Source organism: Microbacterium sp. RU33B (genome assembly GCF_900155915.1).
Lineage (GTDB): Bacteria > Actinomycetota > Actinomycetes > Actinomycetales > Microbacteriaceae > Microbacterium.
Window position 1 is genome coordinate 131,457 of sequence record NZ_FTPO01000002.1, and the last position, 23,663, is coordinate 155,119.

A 23,663-nucleotide genomic window follows, 5' to 3' on the forward strand; every position below is an offset into this window, starting at 1 on the left:
AGTGTGCGGATGCCGTTAGGCAACAGGAGCTCTCGGGCCGTTCCGATGACTCGCTCCAGATGTCTCAAGTCTCGCGAGAATGCTGACCTCGCGGAAGTTCGTACTCCCTACTCGGCGTTAGCCTGAGGCTAAGATCAGGGCATGGATGTGCCTATTCACGTCGTCCGATACTTCTGTGTGCTCGCCGAAGAGCTGCACTTCGGTCGAGCCGCCGAGCGCCTGTCGATCACGCCTCCCTCGCTCAGTCAGCAGATCAGTCGGCTCGAGCAGCAACTCGACGTGAAACTCTTCGACCGCAGCCCGCGCAAAGTCGAGCTGACGGTCTACGGCCGCGAGCTCCTCCCCCTCGCTCGAAGGGTGCAGGACGACCACGATCAGTTGCTGGCATGGGGTCGCTCGGTGCAGCGCGACCAGCGCACCCCGCTGCTGCGGGTCGGCGTCGTCGCCGCAGGTGCAGGGGCGCTGACCACCGCGGCGATCTCGGCGACCATGCAGGCCATCCCGCAGGCGCGCATCGAGATGCGCCGCCTCGGCTTCTTCGACGTCGCGACGGAAGTTGAGAGCGGTCGTGTGGACGTCGTGTTCGCCCCGTCTCCGATGCCGCTGCCGCCGCGGATGCGCATCGAGCCGCTGTGGCTCGAGCCGCGGGTCCTCGTCGTCCCCGCAGAGCATCCGCTCGCGGGCCGCGACTCCGTGTCGATCCTCGAGACGAACGACGAGGTTTTCGTGGCGGTCGCCGGCGGCGTCCCGGAGGTCGTGAACTGGTGGATCGTCGATCCGCGACCCGACGGCACGCGCCCGAGGCGCGGTCCGACGGCCGACAGCGTCGACGGCCTGTTCGAGCTCGTCGCGGCCGGCGCGGGCGTCAACATCGCGGGGCAGTCGGCGTCGCGTCAGTATCGACGGGACGAGCTCGCGTTCATCCCGGTCTCCGACATCGAGCCGGCGACGATCGTGCTCTGCAGCCTCAGCGACTCGCCGAACCCCATGGTCAAGACGTTCCGCGAGACCGCTCAGTCGCTGTCGCCGCTGGTCGACGCCGCATTCCACTGAGACAGGACTCGCGTCAGGCCGCCGCGGCGGCCTTCGCCTCGGAGCGCAGCACCTTCCACGCTTCACGCCGTCGCGCCTGCTCGTCAGGATCGGGCACCGGTGAGGCTGCCATGAGCACGCGAGTGTACGGATGCTGCGGATTGTTCATGACCTCGGACGTGACACCCTGCTCCATGATGCGTCCACGATTGAGGACGATCACCCGCTGGGCGAGGAATTCGACGACCGCCATATCGTGGGCGATGAACAGGTAGCCGAGATCGCGTCCCGCGCGGAGGTCGGCGAGGAGATTCAGCACCTGCGCCTGCGTCGACAGGTCGAGCGCGCTGACCGCCTCATCGCACACGACCAGGCGAGGGTCGGTGACGAGCGCGCGCGCGATCGCGATGCGCTGGCGCTGGCCACCCGAGAACTGCCGGGGGTACCGCTGGATCGAGTTCGCCGGAAGACCCACCGACTCGACGACGGCGCGAGCCCGTTGGTCGCGTTCGGCGCGCGCGACACCCGCGACGCGCAGCGGCTCGGTGATCGCGTCGCCGATCGGACGTCGGGGGTTCAAGGACGAGAACGGGTCCTGGAACACGGCGCGAAGGTCGCCCTGGAGGCTACGTCGCTCCTTCGCGCCGGCGTGCGTGATGTCACGGCCCTCGAAGATGATCTGGCCCTCGGTGACCGGCTGCAGTCCGAGTATCGCCCGGCCTATCGTGGTCTTGCCCGAGCCCGACTCCCCCACCAGGCCCATCGTCTCGCCCCGTGCGATCGTGAACGACACGTCGTCCACCGCGTTCGGCCCACTCTTGCTGTAGCGGATGACGAGGTTGCGCACCTCGAGCAGCGGTGTCTGGTCGTCGGTCATCGTTCTTCTCCGATCGTGATCGGCTCTCGCCACTCGTCCTGTCGGCCGCGAACCTCATCGCGACGGATGCAGCGGACGGCACCGTCTCCCTCGGCGCGTGGTTGAAGGTCGATCGTCGTGCTGCAGACGTCCTGGGCGAACCGGCACCGCTCGACGAAGCGGCATCCGCTCGTCATCGATCCCGGCAGCGGAACCTGACCGGGGATCGACGCCAACCTCGTGGTGCCTTCGAAATTGAGGATCGCGTGGGGGTCCGCCGCGAGAAGCGCCATCGTGTACGGATGCTCGGGCTGCAGGAGCACATCGCGTACCGGCCCGGTCTCGACGATCTGCCCGGCGTACATCACCGACACTTCGTCGCAGAGGTCGGCGACCACACCGAGGTCGTGCGTCACCAGGATGATCGACATGCCGCGCTCGGCGATGAGTCGTCGCAGCAGACCGAGGATCTCGGCCTGCACCGTGACGTCGAGCGCCGTGGTCGGCTCGTCGGCGATCAGCAGGTGCGGGGTGCCGGCGAGGGCGAGGGCGATCGCGACGCGTTGCGCCATTCCACCCGAGATCTGGTGCGGGTAGCTCTTCAGGACGCGGGGCACATCGACGATGCCGACGTTGGTGAGCAGCTCGGCGGCGATCCGCTTCGCCTCTGCCCCGCTCACGCGGCGCAGGCGCTTGATCGCTGCCGAGAGCTGCCAACTGATGGTGAACATCGGGTCGAGGGCGCGCGTGGGCTCTTGCGAGATGTAGGCGATCTCGTGCCCGCGCACCTTCGCCAGGGTCTTCTCGCCTGCCCCCGCAAGGTCGACTCCACCCCAGGCGATGCGCCCGGAGCGTACCGAAAGTCCGGGCGAGAGCAGTCCGAGCAGCGAGTACGACGTCACGCTCTTTCCGCAGCCGGACTCGCCGACAAGGCCCATGACGGTTCCGGGTCGCACGCGCAGCGAGACTCCGGTGACCAGCGCCGGTCCGTCGTCGACACCGATGACGAGGTCCTCGACGATCAGTTCGCGTTCCTCCGCGGGAACGGAGGCAACGACGGATGCCGCCACCTCCGTGGGAACGTGAGCGATCGTCGACGTGGAGGGCGCAGCATCCGCCCGGTTCTTCTTCCGACGGATCGAGATGAGCGGTGGCGGCATCGCCGTGCCGCCCGCGAGGACGTCGGCCAGCGCGTTCGCGGCGATGATCGTGAGGGCGAGCACCGCACCCGTAGGAACCATCAGCCAGGGTTGCTGGAAGATGAAGCTCGACGCGGTCTGGATCATTCCGCCCCACGTCGGCTCGGGCGGCTGGGGGCCGAGGCCGATGAAGGCGAGGCCCGCCTGGAGCCCGATCGCCGCACCGAACAGCAGTACGAACTGCACGATCACCGTGGTGGACATGTTGGGCAGGACGTGCCGGATGCTCGCGGCCATCGGCCGGACACCGTCGACGGCCGCGGCCTCCACGTAGAGCTGCTTGTGCAGCGACTTGGCCTGGCCGAAGAAGACCTTATACATCGCACCGAAGACCAGAACACCGAACGCGGCCATCACGAGCGGCATGTTCGTGCCGACCGCGGCGATGAACGCCAGGATGATGACGGTGCCGGGAAGCGACAGCACGATCTCGCTGACGCGGTTGACGACGGTCTCGGCACGCGCGCGCCGAGCCGCCCAGAGCGTGATGGGCACCGTGATCAGGACGGCGACGATCGGCGTGATCAGCGCGACGAGCAGGGTCGGCGCTGCCGCAGTGACGACGCGGGAGAGCATGTCGCGGCCGAGCTCATCGGTACCGAGGAGGTGCGCCGCAGAGGGACCCTGCAGGACCGCCGAGAGATCTTGCTCGAGCGGTCCGTAGCGGAGCCACAGGGGTCCGGTGAGCGAGGCGATGACCAGCCCGACCAACCAGACGATCGCGACGATCGCGGTCGGAGAACGGAACACGCGGCCGCGGATGCGACGCGGGGGCCGCGCGCGGTGCTGCAGGATAGAGGTCGTCGAGACGGTCATGACGCACGCAGTTTCGGGTCGAGGGTGCGGGTGAGCAACTCCAGCGCCAGGTTGACGAGGACGACCACGAAGGTCGCGACGAGGACGAGCGCTTGGACGAACGGCAGGTCGGCGGATCCGGTGGCCACCTGCATTGCCTGGCCGATGCCGGGGAGCGCGAAGAGGACCTCGATGATGACCGAGCCGCCGAACAGGATGATGAACTGAATCGCGACGCTCGCGAGGATCGGAAGGCTGGCTCCGCGCAGCGCGTGCACGTAGATGATGCGATGCGTCGGAGTGCCGACCGCGCGCAGCGTGCGCATGTGCTCTTGCGTGAGGGTCTCGGCCATCGATGCGCGCGTCTGCCGGGCGATTCCGGCCATGGACGTCAACGCGATCGTGATGACCGGCAGCACGAGCGACCGCGCCCAGGCCTCGGGGTTCACATCGAACGGGACGAAGCCGGTCGCGGGCAGCAGTCGCAGCTGGACCGCGAAGACGTAGACGAGAAGCACGCCGACCCAGAAGGCCGGCAGCGAGAGAAGGATGCCGGAGAGCACGGTGATCACCCTGTCGACGGCCCCACCGCGGACAGCGGCGGTGACGCCCATCACGATGCCGAGGACTGCACTGAGGAGAGTGCCCAAGACGGCGAGTGCCGCCGTGACAGGGAGCCGCTTCGAGATGTCATCGGCGATGTCGCGCCCGTCGATCAGCGAGACGCCCAGGTTGCCCTGCAGGACCTGAGCGACCCAGTTGCCGTACTGGATGATCCAGGGGTCGAACCAGCCGACGCTCACGTTGTACTCGTAGACCTGCTCGGGCGTTGCAGCTTGACCGAGCGCCACACCACCGGGCGTGGAGCCCGACAGATGGACGAGCACAAAAGCGAGGAAGGTCGCGACGAACAGCGTGAGGATCGCGAAGGCGATCCGTTTCACAGTGAAGGTGAGCATCATCACTCCCAGAGACCCGGTGCCGACGTTAGTCGTCGGCACCGGGTCAGGTGGTCAGGACGCGGGCGTCAGCGTCGACAGGAGCGGGAACGAATCCGTACCGGGGAACGTCGGCTCGTCGATGACGGACTCGTTGTAGGCCCACGGCGACAGCTGCTCGAACAGTGGGATCAGCCATCCCGACTCGGCGATCGAGCGGTTCAGATCGGTGAGGGCGGCGGCCTGGGCATCTGCGTCACCCGAACCTGCGGCGGCACCGAAGGCCCCTGCGGCACCCTGGATCGCGGGGTTATCGGCCTTGTGGAAGTTCGCGAAGCCGAACAGCACTCCGAAGACGTTGCCCGGAGGGTTCGTCCAGGTCAGCGCGATCGGGCCACCCACGGGCGTGGTCTGGACGGCGGCGAACTGTTCTTCCGTCGACGACGCGTTCTTCAGGGTGACGTCCACACCGATCTCGGCCCAGTACGGCTGGATCGCCTCCCAGTCGCGCTGGCTCTGTGCGCTGACGATGACCTCGAATGCGAACCCATCACCGTAACCGGCCTCGGCCAGCAGGTCCTTGGCCGCTTCGGGGTCGTAGGCGAATTCCTCTTCGAGCTCGGGGATGTACCCGGGGCTGTCGGCAGGCAGGACGTTGGCCGTCGGGATGTCGCCGGGGTGGATCGCCGCGACGTAGGTCTCGCGGTCGATGGCGATCGAGAGCGCGTTCCAGACACGAGCGTCGCCCCACTGCGGCGCGAGCGCGCCCTTCTTGTCGAACGGCAGCAGGTTCTGCACGACACCCCCGTTGGCGACCACGGCGACTCCGCCGGACTCGGCCTGCGCCGTGGTGGCAGAGGTGATGTACGCCGTGTCGACCTCACCCGAAATCGCCGCGTTGACACGCGCCACGGGGTCGAGGATGGGCCGGAACTCGTACGACTCGAACGGATAGGCGTCCACATCGGGGTGGTCGGCCTTCTTCACAAGCACGTAGGAGTTGCCCTTGATGGTGGCGTCGCCGTCGATCTCGAGCGGGCCGGAACCATCTGCTGTGGCGTCGAGGCTGCCACGGTCGGCGATGCCGGCGGGACCCACGATCGCGCCGGCCGGCATGACGAGGTTCGCCTCGAACCCGGGCTGAGGGGCTGCGAAGGTCAGGGTGACGGTGTCGTCGTCGACGACCGTGACGTCGCTGATGGCCTGCTCGCCGCCCTCGGCGAAGCCGCTGTAGGCCGAGAGGTCGGGGTCGCCGCGGAAGTCGAGGTTCTCTTTGACGAGGTCGGCGGTGACCGTCGATCCGTCCGCGAAGGTCGCGGTGGTGTCGAGGTCGAGGGTCAACTGGGTCTGGTCTTCGCTGTACTCGAAGTTCGTGACGAGGTCGGGGATGACCTTGCCCTCTTCGTCGAGAACGAAGAGGGAGTCGTAGATGCCCTCGAAGAACATGCGCTGGCCGGAGCCATAACGCAGCGGGTCATAGCCGAGCGCGGCCTGGTCCGAGTCGAGCCCGATGACGAGGACCGAGGCGTCGGCGGGTTCGCCGCTGCCTCCGTCGGTCGTTCCCGAGCCGGTGCACGCGCTGAGCGCGAGTCCTGATACGGCGAGCGCCGCAATGACGGCGGCGCCACGTGCTGTGGTTCTACGAGACATCCTGATCTCCTGTGATCGGTTAGCTGCTGCGGACTTCGGTGTCGCGGACCGCTTTCGGGAGCGATCCTTCGTTTACAGAGTGAGTGCCGCGGGGCCGTTTGGCCATTCGGAACCACTCGGTGGTGCGTTAGCGAGCGCCTAACATTCTGCTGCGCTTCACTTTTCCTAGTGAAACATGCTTTCATTCAATGAACAACTATTCGGCTATGGTGCGAGCGTTCAGAGAGGACCACTCATGCCCACTTCTTCCGCCTTTCCCGCCGACTTCCTGTGGGGCGTCGCTACCGCCGGCCACCAGAACGAGGGCGACAACACCACCAGTGACACCTGGTTTCTTGAGAACGTCACGCCGACGGTGTTCCGCGAGCGTTCGGGAAGGGCCACGAACGGGTGGGAACTCTGGGAGTCCGACCTCGACCTCGTCGCCGGCATGAACCTCAACGCCTACCGCTTCTCGGTCGAGTGGGCACGCGTCGAGCCCACTGAAGGCGAATTCTCGGAGGACGCCCTCGCGCACTATGAAGCGGTGATCGACGGATGCCTCGCCCGCGGCCTCGCGCCGATCGTGACGTTCAACCACTTCACGTCGCCGCACTGGTTCGCCGCGCGCGGTGCATGGCTCGACCCCGAGGCACCCGAACTGTTCGCCCGCTACTGCGGAGTGGTGATGGACCGCTTCGGCGACCGCATCCGCCTCGCCGTCACCTTCAACGAGCCGGATCTGCCCGAAATGCTGACCTGGGCAGGGCTGCCCGACTTCATCGTCGAACTCGAGGCGGCGACGCTGGACGCCGCCGCACGTGAGGCCGGAGTCGATCGTTACCGCGCAGGCAACGTCATGCTGCACGAAGACTTCCCCGGCATGCGTGCCGGCATGACGGACGCCCACGTCGCGGGCAAGGCAGCCATCAAGCGACGCCGCGCCGACCTGCCCGTGGGGCTCTCGCTCGCGATGTGCGACGACGTCGCCGTGCCGGGTGGAGAGGCGGTCCGCGACCGCAAGCGCGCCGAGGTGTACGACTACTGGCTCGAACTCGCGCGCGACGACGACTTCGTCGGCGTGCAGAACTACGAGCGCCTCACCTACGGGCCGGACGGGCTCGTGCCCGCTGCCGAGGGTGCGGTCGTCAACGGGATGGGCACGCCCGTCGAGCCGGACTCGCTGCGGGGTGCCGTCGTCTACGCGCACGACGTCAGCGGCGTGCCCGTGCTGGTGAGCGAGCACGGCGTGAGCACGCCGGATGACCGCATCCGTGCCGACTTCATCGCTCCGTCGCTCGAGGGTCTTGCACAGGCGATCGCCGATGGCGTCCCAGTCCTCGGCTACTGCCACTGGACGCTTATGGACAACTTCGAGTGGATCTTCGGCTACGGCCCCAAGCTCGGCCTGCACGAGGTGAACCGCGAGACTTACGAGCGCACGGCGAAGCCGAGCGCGGGCGTGTACGCGGAGCTGGTGCGAAAAGCTCGCGCCCTGTAGAGGCGCAGGAGTGACTCACCGGCGGGCAGCATATCCCGATCGAGTCGACACGCACATCGCGTAGAGGGATCGCGCCACGGCGGGCCCACAACGTTGCCACGACATGCGAAGACGCTCGACGCGCCATCTACTATGACGCTCCGCGGACGAGCTCCGCGATCTTGACTGGTCGGAGGACAGTTGCGGTGGGGCAGATTCCCACCGTAGGTTTTGCGGCCGAATCCCCGCGGTTCCGCGTTGGGATCGACGTTTCACATGCCCATCAACCAGCCCGCGAGTGAGAATTGAGGAAGTAGCGCATCTCACCGCCTTCTCTGCGGCGCAGCTGCCAACGTCGAGTCAGTGTCCACGCCCAGAGGCGCGCGGGGCGACGTGCCGATTCGGCGGCGTCGCCAGCGATGCGATCGATCGGCTTCGGAGCGTCACCACGCGACCACCCACCCCCGTTGGCGTGTGCTCCAGTTCGACAAACCGCGGCTCCTCGTCACCGCTCAGCCTGACGAGCACCCAGACCACCAGAGCGTCACCCGGATTGAGCTCACGCACTTCGCGCTCGAGGTAGACGGTCGCGGCGTACTGATTATGCCCCGCTGCCACTACGGCCCGTGGCCTGAGCGCCGGCACAGCCGCTGGCTTGCGGGTGACGTTGTGCATCAGCAGTGTGATCCGCCAGTTCTGCTCGATCACGAGATCCTCATCGACGACGGCGCCTTGAGGCTCGATCCGGACTCCGTCGATCGTCGTGGGCATCCGTCGGAATCGGCGACGCCGTCGCACAAGCAACGCTACGGCCAGCACCACTAGCGCCGCGCTGACGATGGTCACCAGCATCCCGTTCGCGAGGAGAAGCTGACCGAACGTGATTTCGTCCATTCCGATCACCTCACCGACCCACTCAGCGTGAATCTCACGGTACTCGCAACTTCCGACGTACTCACAGAATCCGGAGCGCCTGGCCCAGCTGCAGATAGAGCAGCGAGACCAGTTCCCCATTCACGCTGTATCTCACTCGCCCGCCGCGCTCCCACTCGGCCCGAGGCGGGTCCGCGATCAGCAGCCCCGACTCGAGCATCTTCTCTAGAGGACGGGCACGCCGAAAACACATTCGAACCGATCCGTTCCCTACCCAGACTTCCTCGAAGGATTCGTGCGAATCGATCTGCGCGGCAAGTCACCGAAGCAGCTGATGTTCGGGAACGGCCACGATCATTTGCGGCTCCCGAACTCACAGGACGGCTGGTTTGCCCGCGCGGTCCGCCGCGCCCAGCGGACAGACCCCGATTTTCCTCGCATCTCACCGCACGACTTGCGACACACCGCGGCAAGTCTCGCGATCAGCGCCGGCGCCAACGTCAAGGCTGTGCAGCGAATGCTCGGTCATGCCAGCGCCGCAATGACGCTCGACACCTATGCCGACCTCTTCGATGACGACCTCGACTACGTGGCCGACGCACTCAGTCGAGCTCGCAGCGCCCAGCGAACTGTCTTGATTGCCGAGGGTCCGACCACGGATCCCGGCGGCTTCCGAGAGCTTGGTCACGGTCGCACCCTCGACTCGTAGCGCTTCCGCGGAGGCCCCGGCGCCCTGGGCCGGCCAGGCCCTTTGACGCGCGTTCCGGCGCGGTTTTGCTCGTTCCTTACTCACGAGCCCGTTTCGAGAAAGACGAAAGCCCCGCGATCCCAGTGTTTACAAGGGATCTCGGGGCTTCGGCGATGGCGGTGACGGTGGGATTTGAACCCACGGTAGGGGTGAACCTACACAACATTTCGAGTGTTGCACCTTCGGCCGCTCGGACACGTCACCGCCGACGAGTTTACGTCACGCCGCGCGGACTCGCGAATCGAACGCCGACGAGCGCCTGAGCGGGGATAGGTTGGCGAGATGAGCGACGCACCGACGGGCACCCAGCGCGTCGTCCTGACGGTCGCGATCCTCGCCTCGTTCGTGTCGTTCCTCGACGGCACCGTGGTGAACGTCGCGCTTCCGGCGATCAGCCGCGAACTGGGTGGCGGACTGGTCACGCAGCAGTGGGTGGTCGACGCCTACCTGATCACGCTCGGCGCGCTGATCCTGCTCGCCGGCTCGCTCAGCGACGCGTTCGGCCGCATCCTGATCATGCGCGTCGGCCTCATCGGGTTCGGAGTGGCATCCGTCGCCATCGCCGCGGCACCCGACGCGCTGTTCCTCATCATCGCGCGCGCGCTCCAGGGCGCCGCCGGCGCGTTCCTCGTGCCGAGCTCACTCGCCCTCATCACCTCCACGTTCCGGGGTTCGGCGCAGGCGAAGGCGATCGGGCAGTGGACGGCGCTCACGACGGCGGCGATGCTCGTCGGCCCGGTGCTCGGCGGGCTGTTCGTCGACTTCCTCTCGTGGCGCCTCGTGTTCCTCCTCAACGTGATCCCGATCGCGGTGACGATCTGGCTGCTGCCCCGCACCGGGGTGAAGGACGTGCGGGCGCCCGCGGCATCCGTCGACTGGCTCGGCGCCGCACTCTGCACCCTCGGACTCGGCGGGTTCGTCTTCGCGCTCATCGAGCAGCCGATCCGCGGCTGGGACTCGCCCGTGGTCTGGGGTCCGCTGACGGCGGGCGTCGTGCTGTTCACCTGGTTCCTGCTGCATCAGCGCACGGCCCGCTCGCCGATCCTCCCCCTCAACCTGTTCCGGGTGCGCAACTTCTGGACCGGCAACGTCGCGACGGCCCTGATCTACGCCGCGCTGTCGCTGCAGGGGTTCGTGGTGGCGGTCTTCCTGCAGCAGGGCATCGGCCTGTCCGCCACCGCCTCGGGCCTCGCGAGCCTGCCGACCACCGTGATGATGGTGCTCCTCAGCTCGCGCGCCGGCGCGTGGGCGGGGAGGTGGGGTCCGCGCGTGTTCATGACGGTCGGTCCGATCATCATGGCCGGCGGATGCCTCCTCCTCCTCACCGTGTCGACGGAGTTCGCGTACTGGTGGCAGGTGTTCCCGGCGATGGTCGTGTTCGGCCTCGGACTCGCCCTCACCGTCTCCCCGCTCACCTCCGCGATCCTGGGATCGATCGAGACCTCACGCTCGGGCATCGCCTCGGCCGTCAACAACGCCGTCTCGCGGGTGGCCGGACTCATCGCGGTCGCGATGGTCGCCATCGTCGCGGCCGGCACCCTCGACCTCGACGGATTCCGGCGCGCGATCGTGTTCTGCGCCGTGCTGATGGTCGTCGGCGGTCTGGTGTCGTTCGCCGGCATCCGCACTCCCGACCCGCAGTCCGTCGAGGCGTGACGCTCCGGATGCCGCACTCGCGGGAGCTGCGCCGGTAGGCCACGCTGGAGGCATGGAGATGCCCGCCTTCGCCCGCAAGATCCTGCTCGCCGTGCAGGCGGTGATCGCCCTCACGTCGCTGCTCGGCGGCGGCGCGCTCATCGTGGGTGCGACGGCCGGCGAGAACCTCTTCGTGCAGGGCCTCCGCGCCGACTATCTCGAAGGATCCCCCTTCACGTCGTACCTGGTGCCCGGCATCCTGCTCGCCGTCGTCGTCGGCGGGATCCACCTCACCGCCTTCCTGATGCTCAAGCGCCGCTCCCACGGCAGCGTCTTCGCCTCGGCCGTGGCGGGTTTCGCCCTGCTGATCTGGATCTTCGTGCAGATGGTGTTCATCCCCTTCACGGTGCTGCAGGCCATCTACTTCGCCGCGGGCCTCGCCGAGATCGGCCTGGTGCTCCTGATGCTCGGGCTGTTCACCGACGACGAGGCACCCGAGGCCTGAGCGCCGGGTAGCCCGTGGCATCCGGCCCTGCCAGACTGAGCGCATGAGCGTGATCGAGAACTCGAAACTCACCGTCGTCGGCGCAGGCGCAGTCGGCTCCAGCGTCGCCTATGCCGCCCTCATCCGCGGATCCGCGCGACACGTCGCGCTGTACGACATCGCCACCGAGAAGACCGAGGCGGAGGTGCTCGACCTCTCGCACGGCACCCAGTTCACCGGATCGAGCGACATCATCGGCGGGTCCGACATCTCCGTCGCCGCCGGGTCCCACGTCGTGGTGATCACCGCCGGCGCCAAGCAGAAGCCGGGCCAGACCCGCACCGAGCTCGCCGGAGTGAATGCCGGCATCCTGAAGTCGATGATGCCGCAGCTGCTCGAGGTGGCCCCGGATGCCGTGTACGTCATCGTCACGAACCCGTGCGACGTGCTCACCGTCCTCGCCCAGGAGACCACGGGACTCCCCTACGAGCGCATCTTCGCGTCGGGCACGGTGCTCGACACATCGCGTCTGCGCTGGAAGCTCGCCGAGCGCGCCGGCGTCTCGACCTCGAGCGTGCACGCCTACATCGTGGGCGAGCACGGCGACACCGAGTTCCCGCTGTGGTCGCACGCGACGATCGGCACCGTTCCGATCCTCGACTGGGTGCCCCTCGACGGCCAGCCCACGTTCACCCCCGACGAGCTCGACCAGATCGCCGTCGACGTGCGCGACGCCGCCTACAAGGTGATCCAGGGCAAGGGCGCGACCAACTACGCCATCGGCCTGTCGAGCGCGCGCATCGTGGAGGCCGTCCTCAACGACGAGCACGCCGTCATGCCCGTCTCGACGGTGCTCGACCAATTCCAGGGGGTGAGCGGCGTGGCCCTCTCGGTGCCGTCGATCGTGTCGGCCTCGGGTGCGCTGCCGATCCCCGAGACCACGTTCTCGGAGAAGGAGGCGGGACTGTTCCGCCACTCCGCCGATGCGCTCCGGCAGGTCGCCGACTCCCTGCGCTGATCGACGACGACGGATGCCTCGGCCACCCCGGCCGGGGCATCCGTCGTTCACGGCTGGGGCGTGAGGTACTCGGCCAGATTCTGGAGGGACGCGGCGAGGCCCTCGGCGTGATCCTCGGGCGAGATGCCCGACGGCACGTCGTCGGCGCGGATCACGACCTCGGTGCCGCCGTCGACCGCGGTGAGGGTCCACGACATCCGCATCGTCCCGGCGAAGGCGGGATCGTCGGAGTCGAAGTCGGCGTCCTGCACGAACAGCTCGCCCGGAACCAGCTCGACGAAGCGTCCGGTCACGGCGTCGCTGTCGGAGGTGGACTTGCCGTGGCCGGGCTCGGCGTACGTGAGCGTCATCGCGTAGACGCCGCCCGGGCGGGCATCCCACTCGTCGATGCGCCCCGTCATGTCGTTCGGCGGCAGCCATTCGACGACCGCGAGGGGATCGATCAACGCCCTCCAGACCTCGGCTGGAGGCGTCGCGATCACGCGCGAGGCCGTGTCGGTGCGTCCCATCCCTCCACGCTAGAGGTGCATCCACCGCGGGTCGAGGAGGGATGTCGTGCCCCGGCGTTAGCCTGAACCCATGGCCGCGAAACGCCCCACCACGACCGCGCCGTACCGGTGCACCGAGTGCGGCTGGACGACGCTCAAGTGGGTCGGTCGCTGCGGCGAATGCCAGCAGTGGGGCACCGTCGTCGAGGCCGCGGAGCAGACCGGCATCGTGCGCTCCGTGTCGGCCATCGCCCCCTCGGCCGGCCGCGCCGCCCGCCCGATCACCGACCTCGACAGCACCGAGGCGCCTCGGCGCACCACCGGTGTGGGCGAGTTCGACCGCGTGCTCGGCGGCGGCATCGTGCCCGGCGCCGCCATCCTCCTGAGCGGCGAGCCGGGGGTCGGCAAGTCGACGCTGCTGCTCGAGGTCGCGGCGCAGTCCGCCCGGTCGGGTCGGCGCGTGCTCTACGCGAGCGCCGAGGAGTCCACGGCACAGGTGCGCCTGCGCGCCGAGCGCACGGGCGCCCTCCACGACGAGCTGTACCTCGCGGCCGAGACCGACCTCGCCACGATCCTCGGCCACGTCGACGACGTGCAGCCCGAGCTGCTCATCGTCGACTCCGTGCAGACGGTGTCGTCGTCGATGTCGGAGGGCATGGCGGGGCATCCGTCGCAGGTGCGCGAAGTGGCGTCGACTCTCATCCGGGTCGCGAAAGACCGCGGGCTGCCCGTCATCATCGTCGGGCACGTCACGAAAGACGGATCGATCGCCGGTCCCCGCATCCTCGAGCATCTCGTCGACGTCGTGTGCCACTTCGAAGGCGACCGCCAGACGTCGCTGCGCTTCGTGCGCGCCCTCAAGAACCGCTTCGGTCCCACCGACGAGGTCGGATGCTTCGACATGACCGGAGCGGGCATCGCCGAGGTGCCCGACCCGTCGGCGCTGTTCCTGGGCCACGGCGACCCCGTGCCCGGCACGTGCGTCACGATCGCACTCGAGGGTCGGCGCGCGCTGCCCGTCGAAGTGCAGGCGCTGACGATCGCCACCGGCGCCCCGAACCCCCGGCGCATCGTGAGCGGTGTCGACGCCGCGCGGGTGGCGATGGTGCTGGCCGTGCTCGAGAAGCGCGGAGACATCAAGGTCTCCGATCAAGACGTGTACGTGTCGACCGTCGGCGGAGTGCGGCTCGTCGAGCCCGCCGCCGACCTCGCCATCGCGATCGCGGTCGCCGGAGCCGTCAAGAACCGCGCGGTGCCGCGCACGGCGGTGGCGATCGGGGAGTTGAGTCTCGCCGGCGAGGTCCGCACCGTCGCGCAGGGCGCGCAGCGGCGGGCCGAAGCGACACGGCTCGGGTATCGCACGGTGGTGGATGCCTCCTCGAAGACCCTGCGCGGAGCGCTCGACGACCTCACCGCCCGGGCCCGACCGGCGCGGGGAGAAGGCATCCCCGACTTCTGAGGGTCAGGCGTCGAGCGCGGCGATCACGTCGTCCGGCGTCGCCTGCATCGGGTTCGGACCCGCGATGTCGAAGAACACCGTCGTGATCGCGGTGCCGTGCGCGCCCAGGAATGCGCGCAGCGCGGCTGGCGACTGCAGAGCGACCGCGGAAGGCAGGCTCTCGGGCTTGTGCGCCGCATCGCTGAACAGGAGCAGCGCCACATCGCCCGTGGTCGCGTCGCGGTAGGTCCACACCTCGCCCACGTCGAGCGGATTGTCTCGCTGACCGGGCTTCATGAGCGGGACGACCGTCGGACCGTGCCGCAGCGCGAACGCGACGGCGGCCATGTCCTGGGTCTGCAGGGCGTCGCCGAGCTGCGGGTTGCGGAACTCGAGGGGCGCCTTGCTGCCCTTGCGTGCATCGCGCTTCTTGCCGGCCATCCGTCTAGGGTAGCCGCGCGGAGCTTCGGCCCGAAGACCGTCCGCGGGCGCGGCCGTCGCTACGGCCGTCACCCGAAGACAGGGCATCTGCCGGCGACAGGCTGATCCACCCGGAGACGGCCTGTCGCCGGCTGATCGCCTGCGTCCGGGGGGAGGAGGGGCGGAGCACCTGCGCCGGAGCGGAGCGCCTGCGCCGGGGCGGAGTACTTGCGCCGGGGCGGAGCACCTGCGCCGGGGCGGAGCTCAGACGTAGAGGCGGCGCTCAGGCGCAGAGGGCGGAGCTCAGGCGCAGGTGCGTCGACCCCGCAGCGGTGCGGGCGGGTCAGGCGAGGAATCCGCGCAGTAGAGCCTCCGACCCGGCGAGATGCTCGAGGACGACCGCCTCCGCGGCATCCGCTCGCCCGGCGAGGATCGCCGTGACGATCTGCTCGTGCTGGGCGTTGGAGTGCTCGATGTTGCGCGGCAGGAGAGGAAACGTGTCGAGCCACGCGTTCACCCGTGCGCGGTTCTCGGCGACGAGCGCGACCAGAGACGGGATGCCGGCCACCTCGGCGATCGTGAGGTGCAGAAGGGTGTCGGCCCGGCGGTACTCGTCTTCGTCCGCCTCGCACGCGGCTTCGTGCCGCGCCCACAGCTCTTCGCGCACCTGCGGTGTGAGGGTGCGGCCTGCCGCAGCTCGGGCGGCCCCCGCCTCGAGCACGCGGCGCAGACCGAGGACGTCTTCGAGCTCTTCGCTCGGCACCACCCCGGGATCGGCCGGGCGTGGCAGCGGGTCGGCGACGAACGTGCCGCCGTAGCGGCCTCGCCGGCGCACGAGGTACCCGGCATCCGCCAGTTCGCGGATCGCCTCGCGCACGGTGTCGCGACTCACCGCGTACAGCGCGGCGAGCTCGCGCTCGGCCGGCAGCGACTCCCCCGGCGCGACCACGCCGAGCCGGACGGTCTGCACGAGCCGCGCGACGGTGTCTTCGAGCGCATTGCCCTCGCGCACGGGCCGGTACACCGCGCGGCGCACGTGGTGGAGCGGGGCATCCGTCATGCGGGCACCCCCCTGTGGTGCGCATGACTCCTCGAGAACGGCGTCGCCCCGGCGCGGCGCGGCGCGACTCGCCGATGCGTCGCCCGAACGGGAGGAGTTGTGCGCATGTCGGGGCCTACAGCGGGGTGACGTAGGCGCTCGTGATGCCGCCGTCCACGGTGAAGGTCGACGCGGTGATGAACGACGCGTCGTCGGAAGCGAGGAAGGCGACGGCGGCCGCGAGCTCTTCGGGCTGCGCGAACCGGCCCATCGGAACGTGCACGAGCCGGCGCTGCGCGCGCTCCGGATCCTTCGCGAACAGCTCCTGCAGCAGCGGCGTGTTCACCGGACCGGGGCAGAGCGCGTTGACGCGCACGCCCTGACGGGCGAACTGCACGCCGAGCTCGCGCGTCATCGCGAGCACGCCGCCCTTGGAGGCGGTGTACGAGATCTGCGACGTCGCCGAGCCCAGCAGCGCGACGAACGACGCCGTGTTGATGATCGACCCGCGCCCCTGCGGGACCATGTGCCGCAGCGCCGCCCTCGAGCACAGGTACACCGACTTGAGGTTGACGTCCTGCACGCGATCCCACGCCGGCAGCTCCGTGGTCTCGATCGAGTCGTCGTCCGGCGGCGAGATCCCGGCATTGTTGAACGCGATGTCGAGGCGGCCGAACTGATCGAAAGCCCCGTCGAACAGGGCGTTGACGGATGCCTCTTCCGCGACGTTCACGTGGCGGTAGACGCCGCCCACCTCGGTCGCGGCCTCCTCCCCCGTCGCCGGATCGAGATCGGCGATGACGACGAGCGCGCCCTCTGCGGCGAAGCGCCGGGCGGTCGCCAGACCGATGCCCGACGCGCCGCCGGTGATGATCGCGACCCGGTCCTCGAGTCGCTGGGTGAGATCCATCATCGGTCTCCTTCCTCGGGACGCATGCCCCGAATTCGGTCGGTACGGCGGGGGTGTTGCGGGATATTCCGGGACATCAGGGGGCGCATCAGGCGTCCGTCGCGAAGAAGACGTTCTTCGTCTCGGTGAAGTGCTCCGCCGCGTCGGGGCCGAGTTCACGACCGAGACCGGATGCCTTCATCCCCCCGAATGGGGTCCAGTACCGCACCGAGGCGTGCGAATTCACCGACAGCACTCCGCTCTTCACCCCGCGGGCGACGCGCACGGCGCGGCCGAGGTTCTCGGTCCACAGGGATCCCGCGAGGCCGTAGATCGTGTCGTTCGCGAGCCGGATCGCATCGGCCTCGTCGTCGAACGGCATCACGGCGACGACGGGGCCGAAGACCTCCTCCCGCGCGATGCGGTCCTCCGGCTGGGCGAGCACGACGGTCGGCGCGAACCACCACCCGTCTCCGTCGGGCGCCGAGCCGCGGAACGCGATGTCGGCGCCGTCCAGGAACGAGGCGACGGTGTCGCGGTGGGCTGACGAGATGAGCGGGCCCATATCGGTGTCGTCGCGCGACGGATCGCCCACCCGCCACGCCGTCACCGCCGGCTCGAGCAGCTCCAGGAAGCGGTCGTACACGCTCCGCTGCACGAGGATGCGGCTGCGGGCGCAGCAGTCCTGCCCCGCGTTGTCGAACACGGCGCCCGGCGCAGCCGCCGCCGCCTTCTCGAGGTCGGCGTCGGCGAAGACGATGTTCGCGCTCTTGCCCCCGAGCTCGAGCGTGACGGGCTTGAGTCCGCGCGCGCAGCCGGCCGCGACCTCCACCCCCACCTCGGTCGACCCGGTGAACACGACCTTGCGCACGTCGGGGTGCGTCACGAACCGCTGCCCGACGAGCGAGCCCGATCCCGTGATCACCTGGAAGAGCCCCGCGGGGAGCCCGGCTTCGAGCGCGAGCTCGCCGAGGCGGACGGCGGTGAGCGGGGTCAGCTCGGCCGGCTTCAGCACCACGGCGTTGCCTGCGGCGAGCGCCGGGGCGAAGCCCCACGACGCGATCGTCATGGGGAAGTTCCACGGCACAATGATGCCGACCACTCCGTACGGCTCGTGGAAGGTCACATCGAGCCCGCCCGCGACGGGGATCTGCTGACCGCTGAGCCGCTCGGGGGCGCCGGCGGAGAAGTTGAGCACCTGCGCGACGTGCGAGGCCTCCCAGCGGGCCGAACCGATCGGGTGCCCGGAGTTCTGCACCTCGAGGGCGGCGAGCTCGTCGACGTGGTCCTCGACCGCGCGGGCGAAGGCGCGGAGCGCGTCGGCACGGGCGACGGGGGCGAGGGCCGCCCAGCCGCGCTGCGCGTCGACGGCGCGGGCGATCGCGGCATCCACGTCGTCGAGCGTGGCCCGCGGCACGTCGCGGAACGCCTGGCCCGTCGTCGGGTCGATGAGGGTGAAGCTGGTCATGCGGTCTCCCTGCGTCGAGCGGCGTACGCGGATGCCTGGGCCACGAGTCCCGCGAACAGTCGCTTGTCGTCGGCGTTCTCCTCGGGATGCCACTGCACGCCCACGAGATACGCGTCGCCCTCCGCCTCGAAGGCCTGGACGAGGCCGTCGCTGGTCGCCGTCACGACGAGACCCTCGCCGAGGCGATCGATGCCCTGGTGGTGATAGCTGTGCACGTCGTATCCGCCGGCGCCGACCATCGCGGCGAGCGCCGACCCCTCCGCGACCTCGACGGTGTTCGTCGCGAACACGCCGCCGCCGATGCGGTACCTCTCGGTGCCGAGCGCTTCGGGCAGGTGCTGGTGCAGCGTGCCGCCGCGCGCGACGTTCACGAGCTGCAGGCCGCGGCAGATCGCGAGCACGGGGATGCGCCGCGCTTCGGCTCCGCGGAACAGCGCGAGCTCCCACGCATCGCGATCGGGCCGGGCGGGGTCGGTGAGCGGATGCCGCTCCGCGCCGTAGAGCTCGGGCTGCACGTCGAGCCCTCCGGTGAGGATGAGCCCGTCGAGTCCGTCGAGCACGGCGAGCGCCGCCTCCTCGGGCGAGGGCTGCGGAGGCAGCAGCACGGCGATGCCGCCGGCATCCGTCACCGATGTGAAGTACTGCTGGGGCAGGAACGCCGCCCGCACATCCCAGACGCCCTGCTTCGCCTGTTCGAGATACGTCGTGAGGCCGATGACCGGGCGGCGCACGTGTGCCAGATCGTCAGAGTCGTTCGAAGCCACGGACCCGCTCCCAGTCGGTGACGGCGGCGTCGTAGGCTTCGACCTCGATGCGCGCCTGATTCAGGTAGTGCTCGACCACGTCGTCGCCGAAGGCGGATCGGGCGATCGTCGATTCGGAGAACAGTCGCGCAGCCTCGCGCAGCGTGGTCGGCAGGTGCTCGACTCCCGCGGTGTAGGCGTTGCCGTCGAGACGCGTGGGCAGTTCGAGCTCGTTCTCGATGCCGTGGAGGCCACCAGCGATGATCGCCGCGATGCCGAGGTAGGGGTTCACATCGCCGCCGGGCACGCGGTTCTCCACGCGCAGCGACGCACCGTGGCCCACGATGCGCAGGGCGCACGTGCGGTTGTCGACGCCCCACGCGATGCCCGTCGGGGCGAACGAACCGAGCGCGAACCGCTTGTACGAGTTGATGTTCGGTGCGTACAGCAGCGAGAACTCGCGCATCGTGGCGAGGATGCCGGCGATCCAGTGGCCCATCAGCGGGCTGAATCCGTTGTCTTCGTCGCCGGCCATGACGGCCGATCCGTCCTCGCCGCGCACCGAGAGGTGGATGTGGCAGCTGTTGCCCTCCCGCTCGTTGAACTTGGCCATGAACGTGAGCGACTTGCCGTGCTTCTCGGCGATCGCCTTGGCGCCGCTCTTGTAGATCGTGTGCTGGTCGGCGGTCTCGAGCACCTCGGCGTAGCGGAACGCGATCTCCTGCTGGCCGAGGTTGCACTCGCCCTTGACGCCCTCGGTGTACAGCCCCGCATCGTCCATCGACAGGCGGATGTCGCGCAGCAGCGGTTCGAGCCGCCCCGACGCGAGCAGGTCGTAGTCGACGTTGTAGTCGGTGGACGGCTTGAGGTCGCGGTAGCCCTTGGCCCAGGCATCCCGGTACGTGTCGTCGAAGACGATGAACTCGAGCTCGGTGCCGGAGTAGGCCACGAGACCGCGCTCGGCGAGGCGCGCGCGCTGCACGTTGAGGATGTCGCGCGGCGACTGCGAGACGGGGCGACCCTCCTCCCAGGCGAGGTCGGCCATGACCAGCGCGGAGCCGGGGAGCCACGGGATGCGGCGGAGCGTGGCCGGATCGGGGAGCAGCAGCATGTCGCCGTACCCGGTCTCCCAGCTCGACATGGCGTAGCCGTCGACGGTGTTCATGTCGACGTCGACCGACAGCAGGTAGTTGCAGGCCTCGGCGCCGTGGTCGCGCACCTCCTCCTGGAAGAGTCGCGCCGACACCCGCTTGCCGACCATGCGCCCCTGCGCGTCGGCGAACGCGATGACGACGGTGTCGATCTCGCGTGCCGCGATGGCCGCGTCGAGTTCTGCGACCGTGAGGTTTCCCGGCATCCGACTCCCCTTCCGCCGTCACGGGCGCTTCGACCGTGGGTGGGACAACTGTAACGAGGAACTTACATCCAAAGGTAGACAGGCCCTACCAATAGGCATCACAATCATCCGCATGGCGCCCCCGCGCCCTCACCCGACGCATGGAGGATGTGCGATGTCCCAAGCGAGCAGCGAGTCCCGGAAGGTCGCGGGCGCGACCTATACCCGAGCCGGTCAGGAATACTTCGAGAAGCGCGGCCTCAAGAGGTCGGCCGGCATCTGGGGTCTGTGGGGTCTGGCGGTCGCCGCCGTGATCTCGGGCGACTTCTCGGGCTGGAACTTCGGGATCGCCTACGCCGGATTCGGCGGGATGCTGATCGCCTTCGTGATCCTCGTGGCGATGTACTACGGCATGATCTTCGCGATCGGCGAGATGGCGGCTGCGATGCCCCACACCGGCGGCGCGTACTCCTTCGCCCGCTCGGCGATGGGCCCGTGGGGCGGTCTGGTGACGGGCCTCGCCGAGACGATCGAGTACGTCGCGACCACCGCCGTGATCGTGTACTTCTCCGCGTCGTACGCCGATGCGATCACGAGCGAGCTGCTCGACTTCTCGATGCCGACGTGGGTGTGGTGGATCATCCTGTACGTCGCGTTCATCGCCCTCAACGCCGCCGGCGCCGCGATCTCGTTCCGGTTCGCGATCGTCGTGTCGATCATCTCGATCGCGATCATCCTCGTCTTCTCGGCGATGGCGCTGTTCTCGGGGCAGTTCAGCTGGGACAAGCTCTTCGACATCGCGCCCGACCCCGGCCAGACCGCGTTCCTGCCCCACGGCGTGCTGCCGATCCTGTTCGCCCTCCCCTTCGCGATGTGGTTCTTCCTCGGCATCGAGGAGCTGCCGCTCGCGGCCGAGGAGTCGCACAACCCGACGCGCGACATCCCGCGCGCGGGGTTCATCGCCCGCACGACGCTGATCATCACGGGCCTGCTCGTGCTGTTCCTGAACACGGGCGTCATCGGCGCCGAGGCGACCGGCGTCGCCGGCGAGCCGCTGCTCGACGGCTTCCGTGCGATCGTCGGCGACGAGCTCGCCGCGGTCCTGGCCCTCTTCGCCCTGATCGGGCTGCTCGCCTCGCTCCAGGGCATCATGTTCGCCTACGGCCGCAACATGTACTCCCTCTCCCGCGCGGGCTACTACCCGAGGTTCCTCTCGCTCACCGGCCGTCGGCAGACGCCGTGGGTGGCGCTGACCGTCGGCGCCGTGATCGGCTTCATCGCCCTCGTGCTCGTCGATTCGCTCGGCGGATCGGGCGGCGTCGCAGGCGCCATCGTGCTGAACATCGCGATCTGGGGAGCGGTCATCGCCTACGCGCTGCAGATGGTGTCGTTCATCATCCTGCGCCGCAAATTCCCGAACGTGAACCGTCCGTACCGCAGCCCGTGGGGCGTCCCCGGCGCCGTCATCGCTCTCGTGGTCTCGGTGCTGATCTTCTTCGGCTTCTTCATCAACGAGCCCGCACGCCCCGCGATCATCGCGATCGCGGTCGTGTACATCGTCATCCTCATCGGCTTCGCGCTGTTCTTCCGTCACCGCCTGGTACTCTCGCCCGAGGAGGAGTACGCCCTGTCGGGCGGCGAGCACGGCGACCCGCAGAGCGAGGGCTACGACGCCATGGAGGGCGATCTGTTCGGCGGATCGAAGAAGTCCTGACCGCGCTGAGACGGAGGGGTCGACGTCGTTCGGGGGGACGCGCCGGCCCCTTCTCCTGCGGCGGAGCGCGTCAGTTGAGGAAGAACTGCCGCGAGCCGTTGGACGGGATGCCGCCGATCTCCACGGTCAGGTGGTACGACGCGCCGCCGCCGGCCGCGCGCGGCCGGTCGGTGTCGGCGCAGGTCGACACCGACGAGCGTGTGCGGTCCCACGTGAGCGGCGTCGCGCTCGTGACGGTCTGGCCGGCGGCCAGCGTCACGATCATGTCGCTCGGCTCGGTCTGGCAGTCGGTGGAGCGCCACCACGTGTCGTTCCCGCTCATGATGGTGAACTTCTGGCTCGTCGTGCCGACGTTGATCGTGCAGTCCTTCGCGCCGTTGTTCGTGAGGCTGATCGACAGAAGAGGAGTCTGCGCGGCCGAGTAGGTCTCGGCATCCGTCATCGCCAGCACCGTCACATCGGCGGCGACGCAGGGCTTGGCGGTGCCGATCGCCGGGGCCGTGGGCTCGGCGTCGACGGGCGGTGCCGCGGGCTCCTCCGTCACGGTCGGGGTGGGGGTCGGCGTCGCCGCGGGCGACGAGGCGGACGCGCTCGGCGTCGGCTTCACGGCGGCGACGGATGCGCCGCTCCACGGCTGCGCGACGAAGAGCCAGACGATCAGACCCACGACGATCACGACGCCGAGCAGGAGGACCAGACGCCGACGCCGGTACACCGCCGGCGAGGGACGCTTCTTCCCGGTCGGAACGCTCACCTCTTCAGGGTACGTCGGCCCACCTGACCCACCCGCTGAGAAACCCCGCAACGCGTCAGAAACCCGGCGACGCGGGGAGTCTCACGCGTTGCGGGGTTTCTCGGCGGGACGGGATGCCGGCTCGGATGCGAACTCCTTGATCATGCGAGTGTTGCCGAGCGTGTTCGGCTTGACGTGCGCGAGGTCGAGGAACTCCGCGATGCCCTCGTCAGGGCTCCGGATGAGCTGGCTGTACACGTCGGGGTCGACGACCTGTTCGCCGATCGGCGAGAAGCCGCGGCGCGTGAAGAAGTCGACCTCGAACGTGAGGCAGAACAGCCGCGAGAGGCCGAGCTCGCGCGCGTTGGCCTCGAGCGCCTCGACGATCTCGCGCCCGACGCCGCGGTGCAGCCAGGCGTCGGCGACGATCAGCGTGCGGATCTCGCCGAGGTCCTCCCAGATGACGTGCAGCGCACCGCAGCCCACGAGGGCGCCGGAGGCATCCTCCGCCACGACGAACTCCTGCACGGCCTCGAACAGCACGACGAGGTCCTTGCCGAGGAGGATGCGGCGCTGCACGAACGGGTCGAGCAGTGCGCGGATGGCACGAACATCGGTCGTGCGGGCCGCGCGCACGGTGAAGCCGGGCCTCGGGGCCGCGGCATCCGGCGGAAGTGTCGTCACCCGGCAACCCTATTCCGCACCCGA

22 protein-coding genes and 1 tRNA gene are annotated in these 23,663 nt (G+C 68.9%); 8 read left to right on the plus strand and 15 right to left on the minus strand.

The window, feature by feature from the left end; all coding sequences use genetic code 11:
- Positions 1-141: 141 nt before the first annotated feature.
- The gene (locus B0B14_RS10285; protein WP_083710537.1) at positions 142-1,053 is read left to right on the plus strand and encodes a LysR family transcriptional regulator; all 912 of its coding nucleotides are present in this window, start codon (positions 142-144) and stop codon (positions 1,051-1,053) included.
- A 13-nt stretch (positions 1,054-1,066) separates the two neighbouring features.
- Here the strand turns inward: B0B14_RS10285 and B0B14_RS10290 are convergent, their stop codons facing one another.
- Genes B0B14_RS10290 through B0B14_RS10305 form a run of 4 tightly spaced genes read right to left on the minus strand, consistent with a single transcriptional unit; the run spans position 1,067 to position 6,470 of the window.
- Positions 1,067-1,909, minus strand: a complete 843-nt coding sequence (locus B0B14_RS10290) for an ATP-binding cassette domain-containing protein (RefSeq protein ID WP_076681493.1) — start codon at positions 1,907-1,909, stop codon at positions 1,067-1,069.
- Positions 1,906-3,903, minus strand: coding sequence for a dipeptide/oligopeptide/nickel ABC transporter permease/ATP-binding protein (locus B0B14_RS10295; protein WP_083710539.1), 1,998 nt, complete (start codon positions 3,901-3,903; stop codon positions 1,906-1,908). Before B0B14_RS10295 ends, B0B14_RS10290 begins: the two co-directional genes overlap by 4 nt.
- Positions 3,900-4,841, minus strand: coding sequence for an ABC transporter permease (locus tag B0B14_RS10300; RefSeq protein ID WP_256714354.1), 942 nt, complete (start codon positions 4,839-4,841; stop codon positions 3,900-3,902). Before B0B14_RS10300 ends, B0B14_RS10295 begins: the two co-directional genes overlap by 4 nt.
- A 54-nt stretch (positions 4,842-4,895) precedes the next feature.
- Positions 4,896-6,470 carry an ABC transporter substrate-binding protein gene (locus tag B0B14_RS10305; protein WP_076681494.1) on the minus strand — a complete coding sequence of 525 codons (1,575 nt, stop codon included), beginning with the start codon at positions 6,468-6,470 and terminating at the stop codon, positions 4,896-4,898.
- A 235-nt stretch (positions 6,471-6,705) separates the two neighbouring features.
- Between B0B14_RS10305 and B0B14_RS10310 the strand changes: the two genes are divergently transcribed.
- A complete protein-coding gene (locus B0B14_RS10310; RefSeq protein ID WP_076681495.1) occupies positions 6,706-7,950 on the plus strand; it encodes a glycoside hydrolase family 1 protein in 1,245 nt (414 codons plus the stop codon).
- A 339-nt stretch (positions 7,951-8,289) separates the two neighbouring features.
- Here B0B14_RS10310 and B0B14_RS10315 read toward each other — a convergent pair whose 3' ends face one another.
- Entirely contained in the window at positions 8,290-8,823 is a 534-nt protein-coding gene (locus tag B0B14_RS10315) for a hypothetical protein (protein ID WP_076681496.1), read from the minus strand.
- Between the two features lie 274 nt (positions 8,824-9,097).
- Here B0B14_RS10315 and B0B14_RS10320 point away from each other — a divergent pair, with 274 nt between their 5' ends.
- Positions 9,098-9,511: a tyrosine-type recombinase/integrase gene (locus tag B0B14_RS10320; protein WP_083710540.1), complete on the plus strand. Its 414-nt coding sequence runs from the start codon at positions 9,098-9,100 to the stop codon at positions 9,509-9,511.
- A 153-nt stretch (positions 9,512-9,664) separates the two neighbouring features.
- Here the strand turns inward: B0B14_RS10320 and B0B14_RS10325 are convergent.
- A tRNA-Ser gene (locus B0B14_RS10325) sits at positions 9,665-9,754 on the minus strand.
- Positions 9,755-9,832: 78 nt separating this feature from the next.
- On the opposite strand from B0B14_RS10325, the gene B0B14_RS10330 reads away from it, so the two are divergent.
- From B0B14_RS10330 to B0B14_RS10340, 3 genes are read left to right on the plus strand one after another with little or no spacing between them, the layout of a single operon-like run.
- Positions 9,833-11,206, plus strand: a complete 1,374-nt coding sequence (locus tag B0B14_RS10330) for an MFS transporter (protein WP_076681497.1) — start codon at positions 9,833-9,835, stop codon at positions 11,204-11,206.
- Between the two features lie 52 nt (positions 11,207-11,258).
- Positions 11,259-11,690 carry a hypothetical protein gene (locus B0B14_RS10335; RefSeq protein WP_256714355.1) on the plus strand — a complete coding sequence of 144 codons (432 nt, stop codon included), beginning with the start codon at positions 11,259-11,261 and terminating at the stop codon, positions 11,688-11,690.
- 43 nt (positions 11,691-11,733) lie between these two features.
- Complete coding sequence (locus B0B14_RS10340; RefSeq protein WP_076681498.1) at positions 11,734-12,687, plus strand: L-lactate dehydrogenase; 954 nt, start codon at positions 11,734-11,736, stop codon at positions 12,685-12,687.
- Positions 12,688-12,734: 47 nt separating this feature from the next.
- On the opposite strand, the gene B0B14_RS10345 is transcribed toward B0B14_RS10340, so the two are convergent.
- Positions 12,735-13,196 carry an SRPBCC family protein gene (locus tag B0B14_RS10345; RefSeq protein ID WP_076681499.1) on the minus strand — a complete coding sequence of 154 codons (462 nt, stop codon included), beginning with the start codon at positions 13,194-13,196 and terminating at the stop codon, positions 12,735-12,737.
- Positions 13,197-13,266: 70 nt separating this feature from the next.
- Here B0B14_RS10345 and radA point away from each other — a divergent pair, with 70 nt between their 5' ends.
- A complete protein-coding gene (radA, locus tag B0B14_RS10350) occupies positions 13,267-14,634 on the plus strand; it encodes a DNA repair protein RadA (protein ID WP_076681500.1) in 1,368 nt (455 codons plus the stop codon).
- Positions 14,635-14,637: 3 nt separating this feature from the next.
- Here the strand turns inward: radA and B0B14_RS10355 are convergent, their stop codons facing one another.
- The 6 genes from B0B14_RS10355 to B0B14_RS10380 all read right to left on the minus strand — a co-directional run bounded on the left by B0B14_RS10355 (position 14,638) and on the right by B0B14_RS10380 (position 20,529).
- Entirely contained in the window at positions 14,638-15,054 is a 417-nt protein-coding gene (locus B0B14_RS10355; RefSeq protein ID WP_076681501.1) for a dehydrogenase, read from the minus strand.
- A 322-nt stretch (positions 15,055-15,376) separates the two neighbouring features.
- On the minus strand, positions 15,377-16,093 hold the full coding sequence (locus tag B0B14_RS10360; protein ID WP_076681502.1) for a FadR/GntR family transcriptional regulator: 717 nt from the start codon (positions 16,091-16,093) through the stop codon (positions 15,377-15,379).
- Positions 16,094-16,208: 115 nt separating this feature from the next.
- Positions 16,209-16,982 (minus strand): 3-oxoacyl-ACP reductase, encoded by a 774-nt coding sequence (locus B0B14_RS10365; RefSeq protein ID WP_076681503.1) that lies wholly within the window; start codon positions 16,980-16,982, stop codon positions 16,209-16,211.
- Between the two features lie 88 nt (positions 16,983-17,070).
- On the minus strand, positions 17,071-18,429 hold the full coding sequence (locus B0B14_RS10370) for an aldehyde dehydrogenase family protein (RefSeq protein WP_076681504.1): 1,359 nt from the start codon (positions 18,427-18,429) through the stop codon (positions 17,071-17,073).
- The gene (locus tag B0B14_RS10375; RefSeq protein ID WP_083710541.1) at positions 18,426-19,193 is read right to left on the minus strand and encodes a gamma-glutamyl-gamma-aminobutyrate hydrolase family protein; all 768 of its coding nucleotides are present in this window, start codon (positions 19,191-19,193) and stop codon (positions 18,426-18,428) included. Before B0B14_RS10375 ends, B0B14_RS10370 begins: the two co-directional genes overlap by 4 nt.
- Positions 19,174-20,529: a glutamine synthetase family protein gene (locus B0B14_RS10380; RefSeq protein WP_076681505.1), complete on the minus strand. Its 1,356-nt coding sequence runs from the start codon at positions 20,527-20,529 to the stop codon at positions 19,174-19,176. The genes B0B14_RS10375 and B0B14_RS10380 overlap by 20 nt, the downstream gene beginning before the upstream one ends.
- Before the next feature lie 154 nt (positions 20,530-20,683).
- On the opposite strand from B0B14_RS10380, the gene B0B14_RS10385 reads away from it, so the two are divergent.
- The gene (locus tag B0B14_RS10385; RefSeq protein WP_076681506.1) at positions 20,684-22,222 is read left to right on the plus strand and encodes an amino acid permease; all 1,539 of its coding nucleotides are present in this window, start codon (positions 20,684-20,686) and stop codon (positions 22,220-22,222) included.
- Positions 22,223-22,292: 70 nt separating this feature from the next.
- Here B0B14_RS10385 and B0B14_RS10390 read toward each other — a convergent pair whose 3' ends face one another.
- Positions 22,293-22,976 carry a hypothetical protein gene (locus B0B14_RS10390; protein ID WP_256714356.1) on the minus strand — a complete coding sequence of 228 codons (684 nt, stop codon included), beginning with the start codon at positions 22,974-22,976 and terminating at the stop codon, positions 22,293-22,295.
- A gap of 81 nt (positions 22,977-23,057) precedes the next feature.
- A complete protein-coding gene (locus B0B14_RS10395) occupies positions 23,058-23,639 on the minus strand; it encodes an amino-acid N-acetyltransferase (RefSeq protein WP_076681507.1) in 582 nt (193 codons plus the stop codon).
- Between the last annotated feature and the right edge of the window lie 24 nt (positions 23,640-23,663).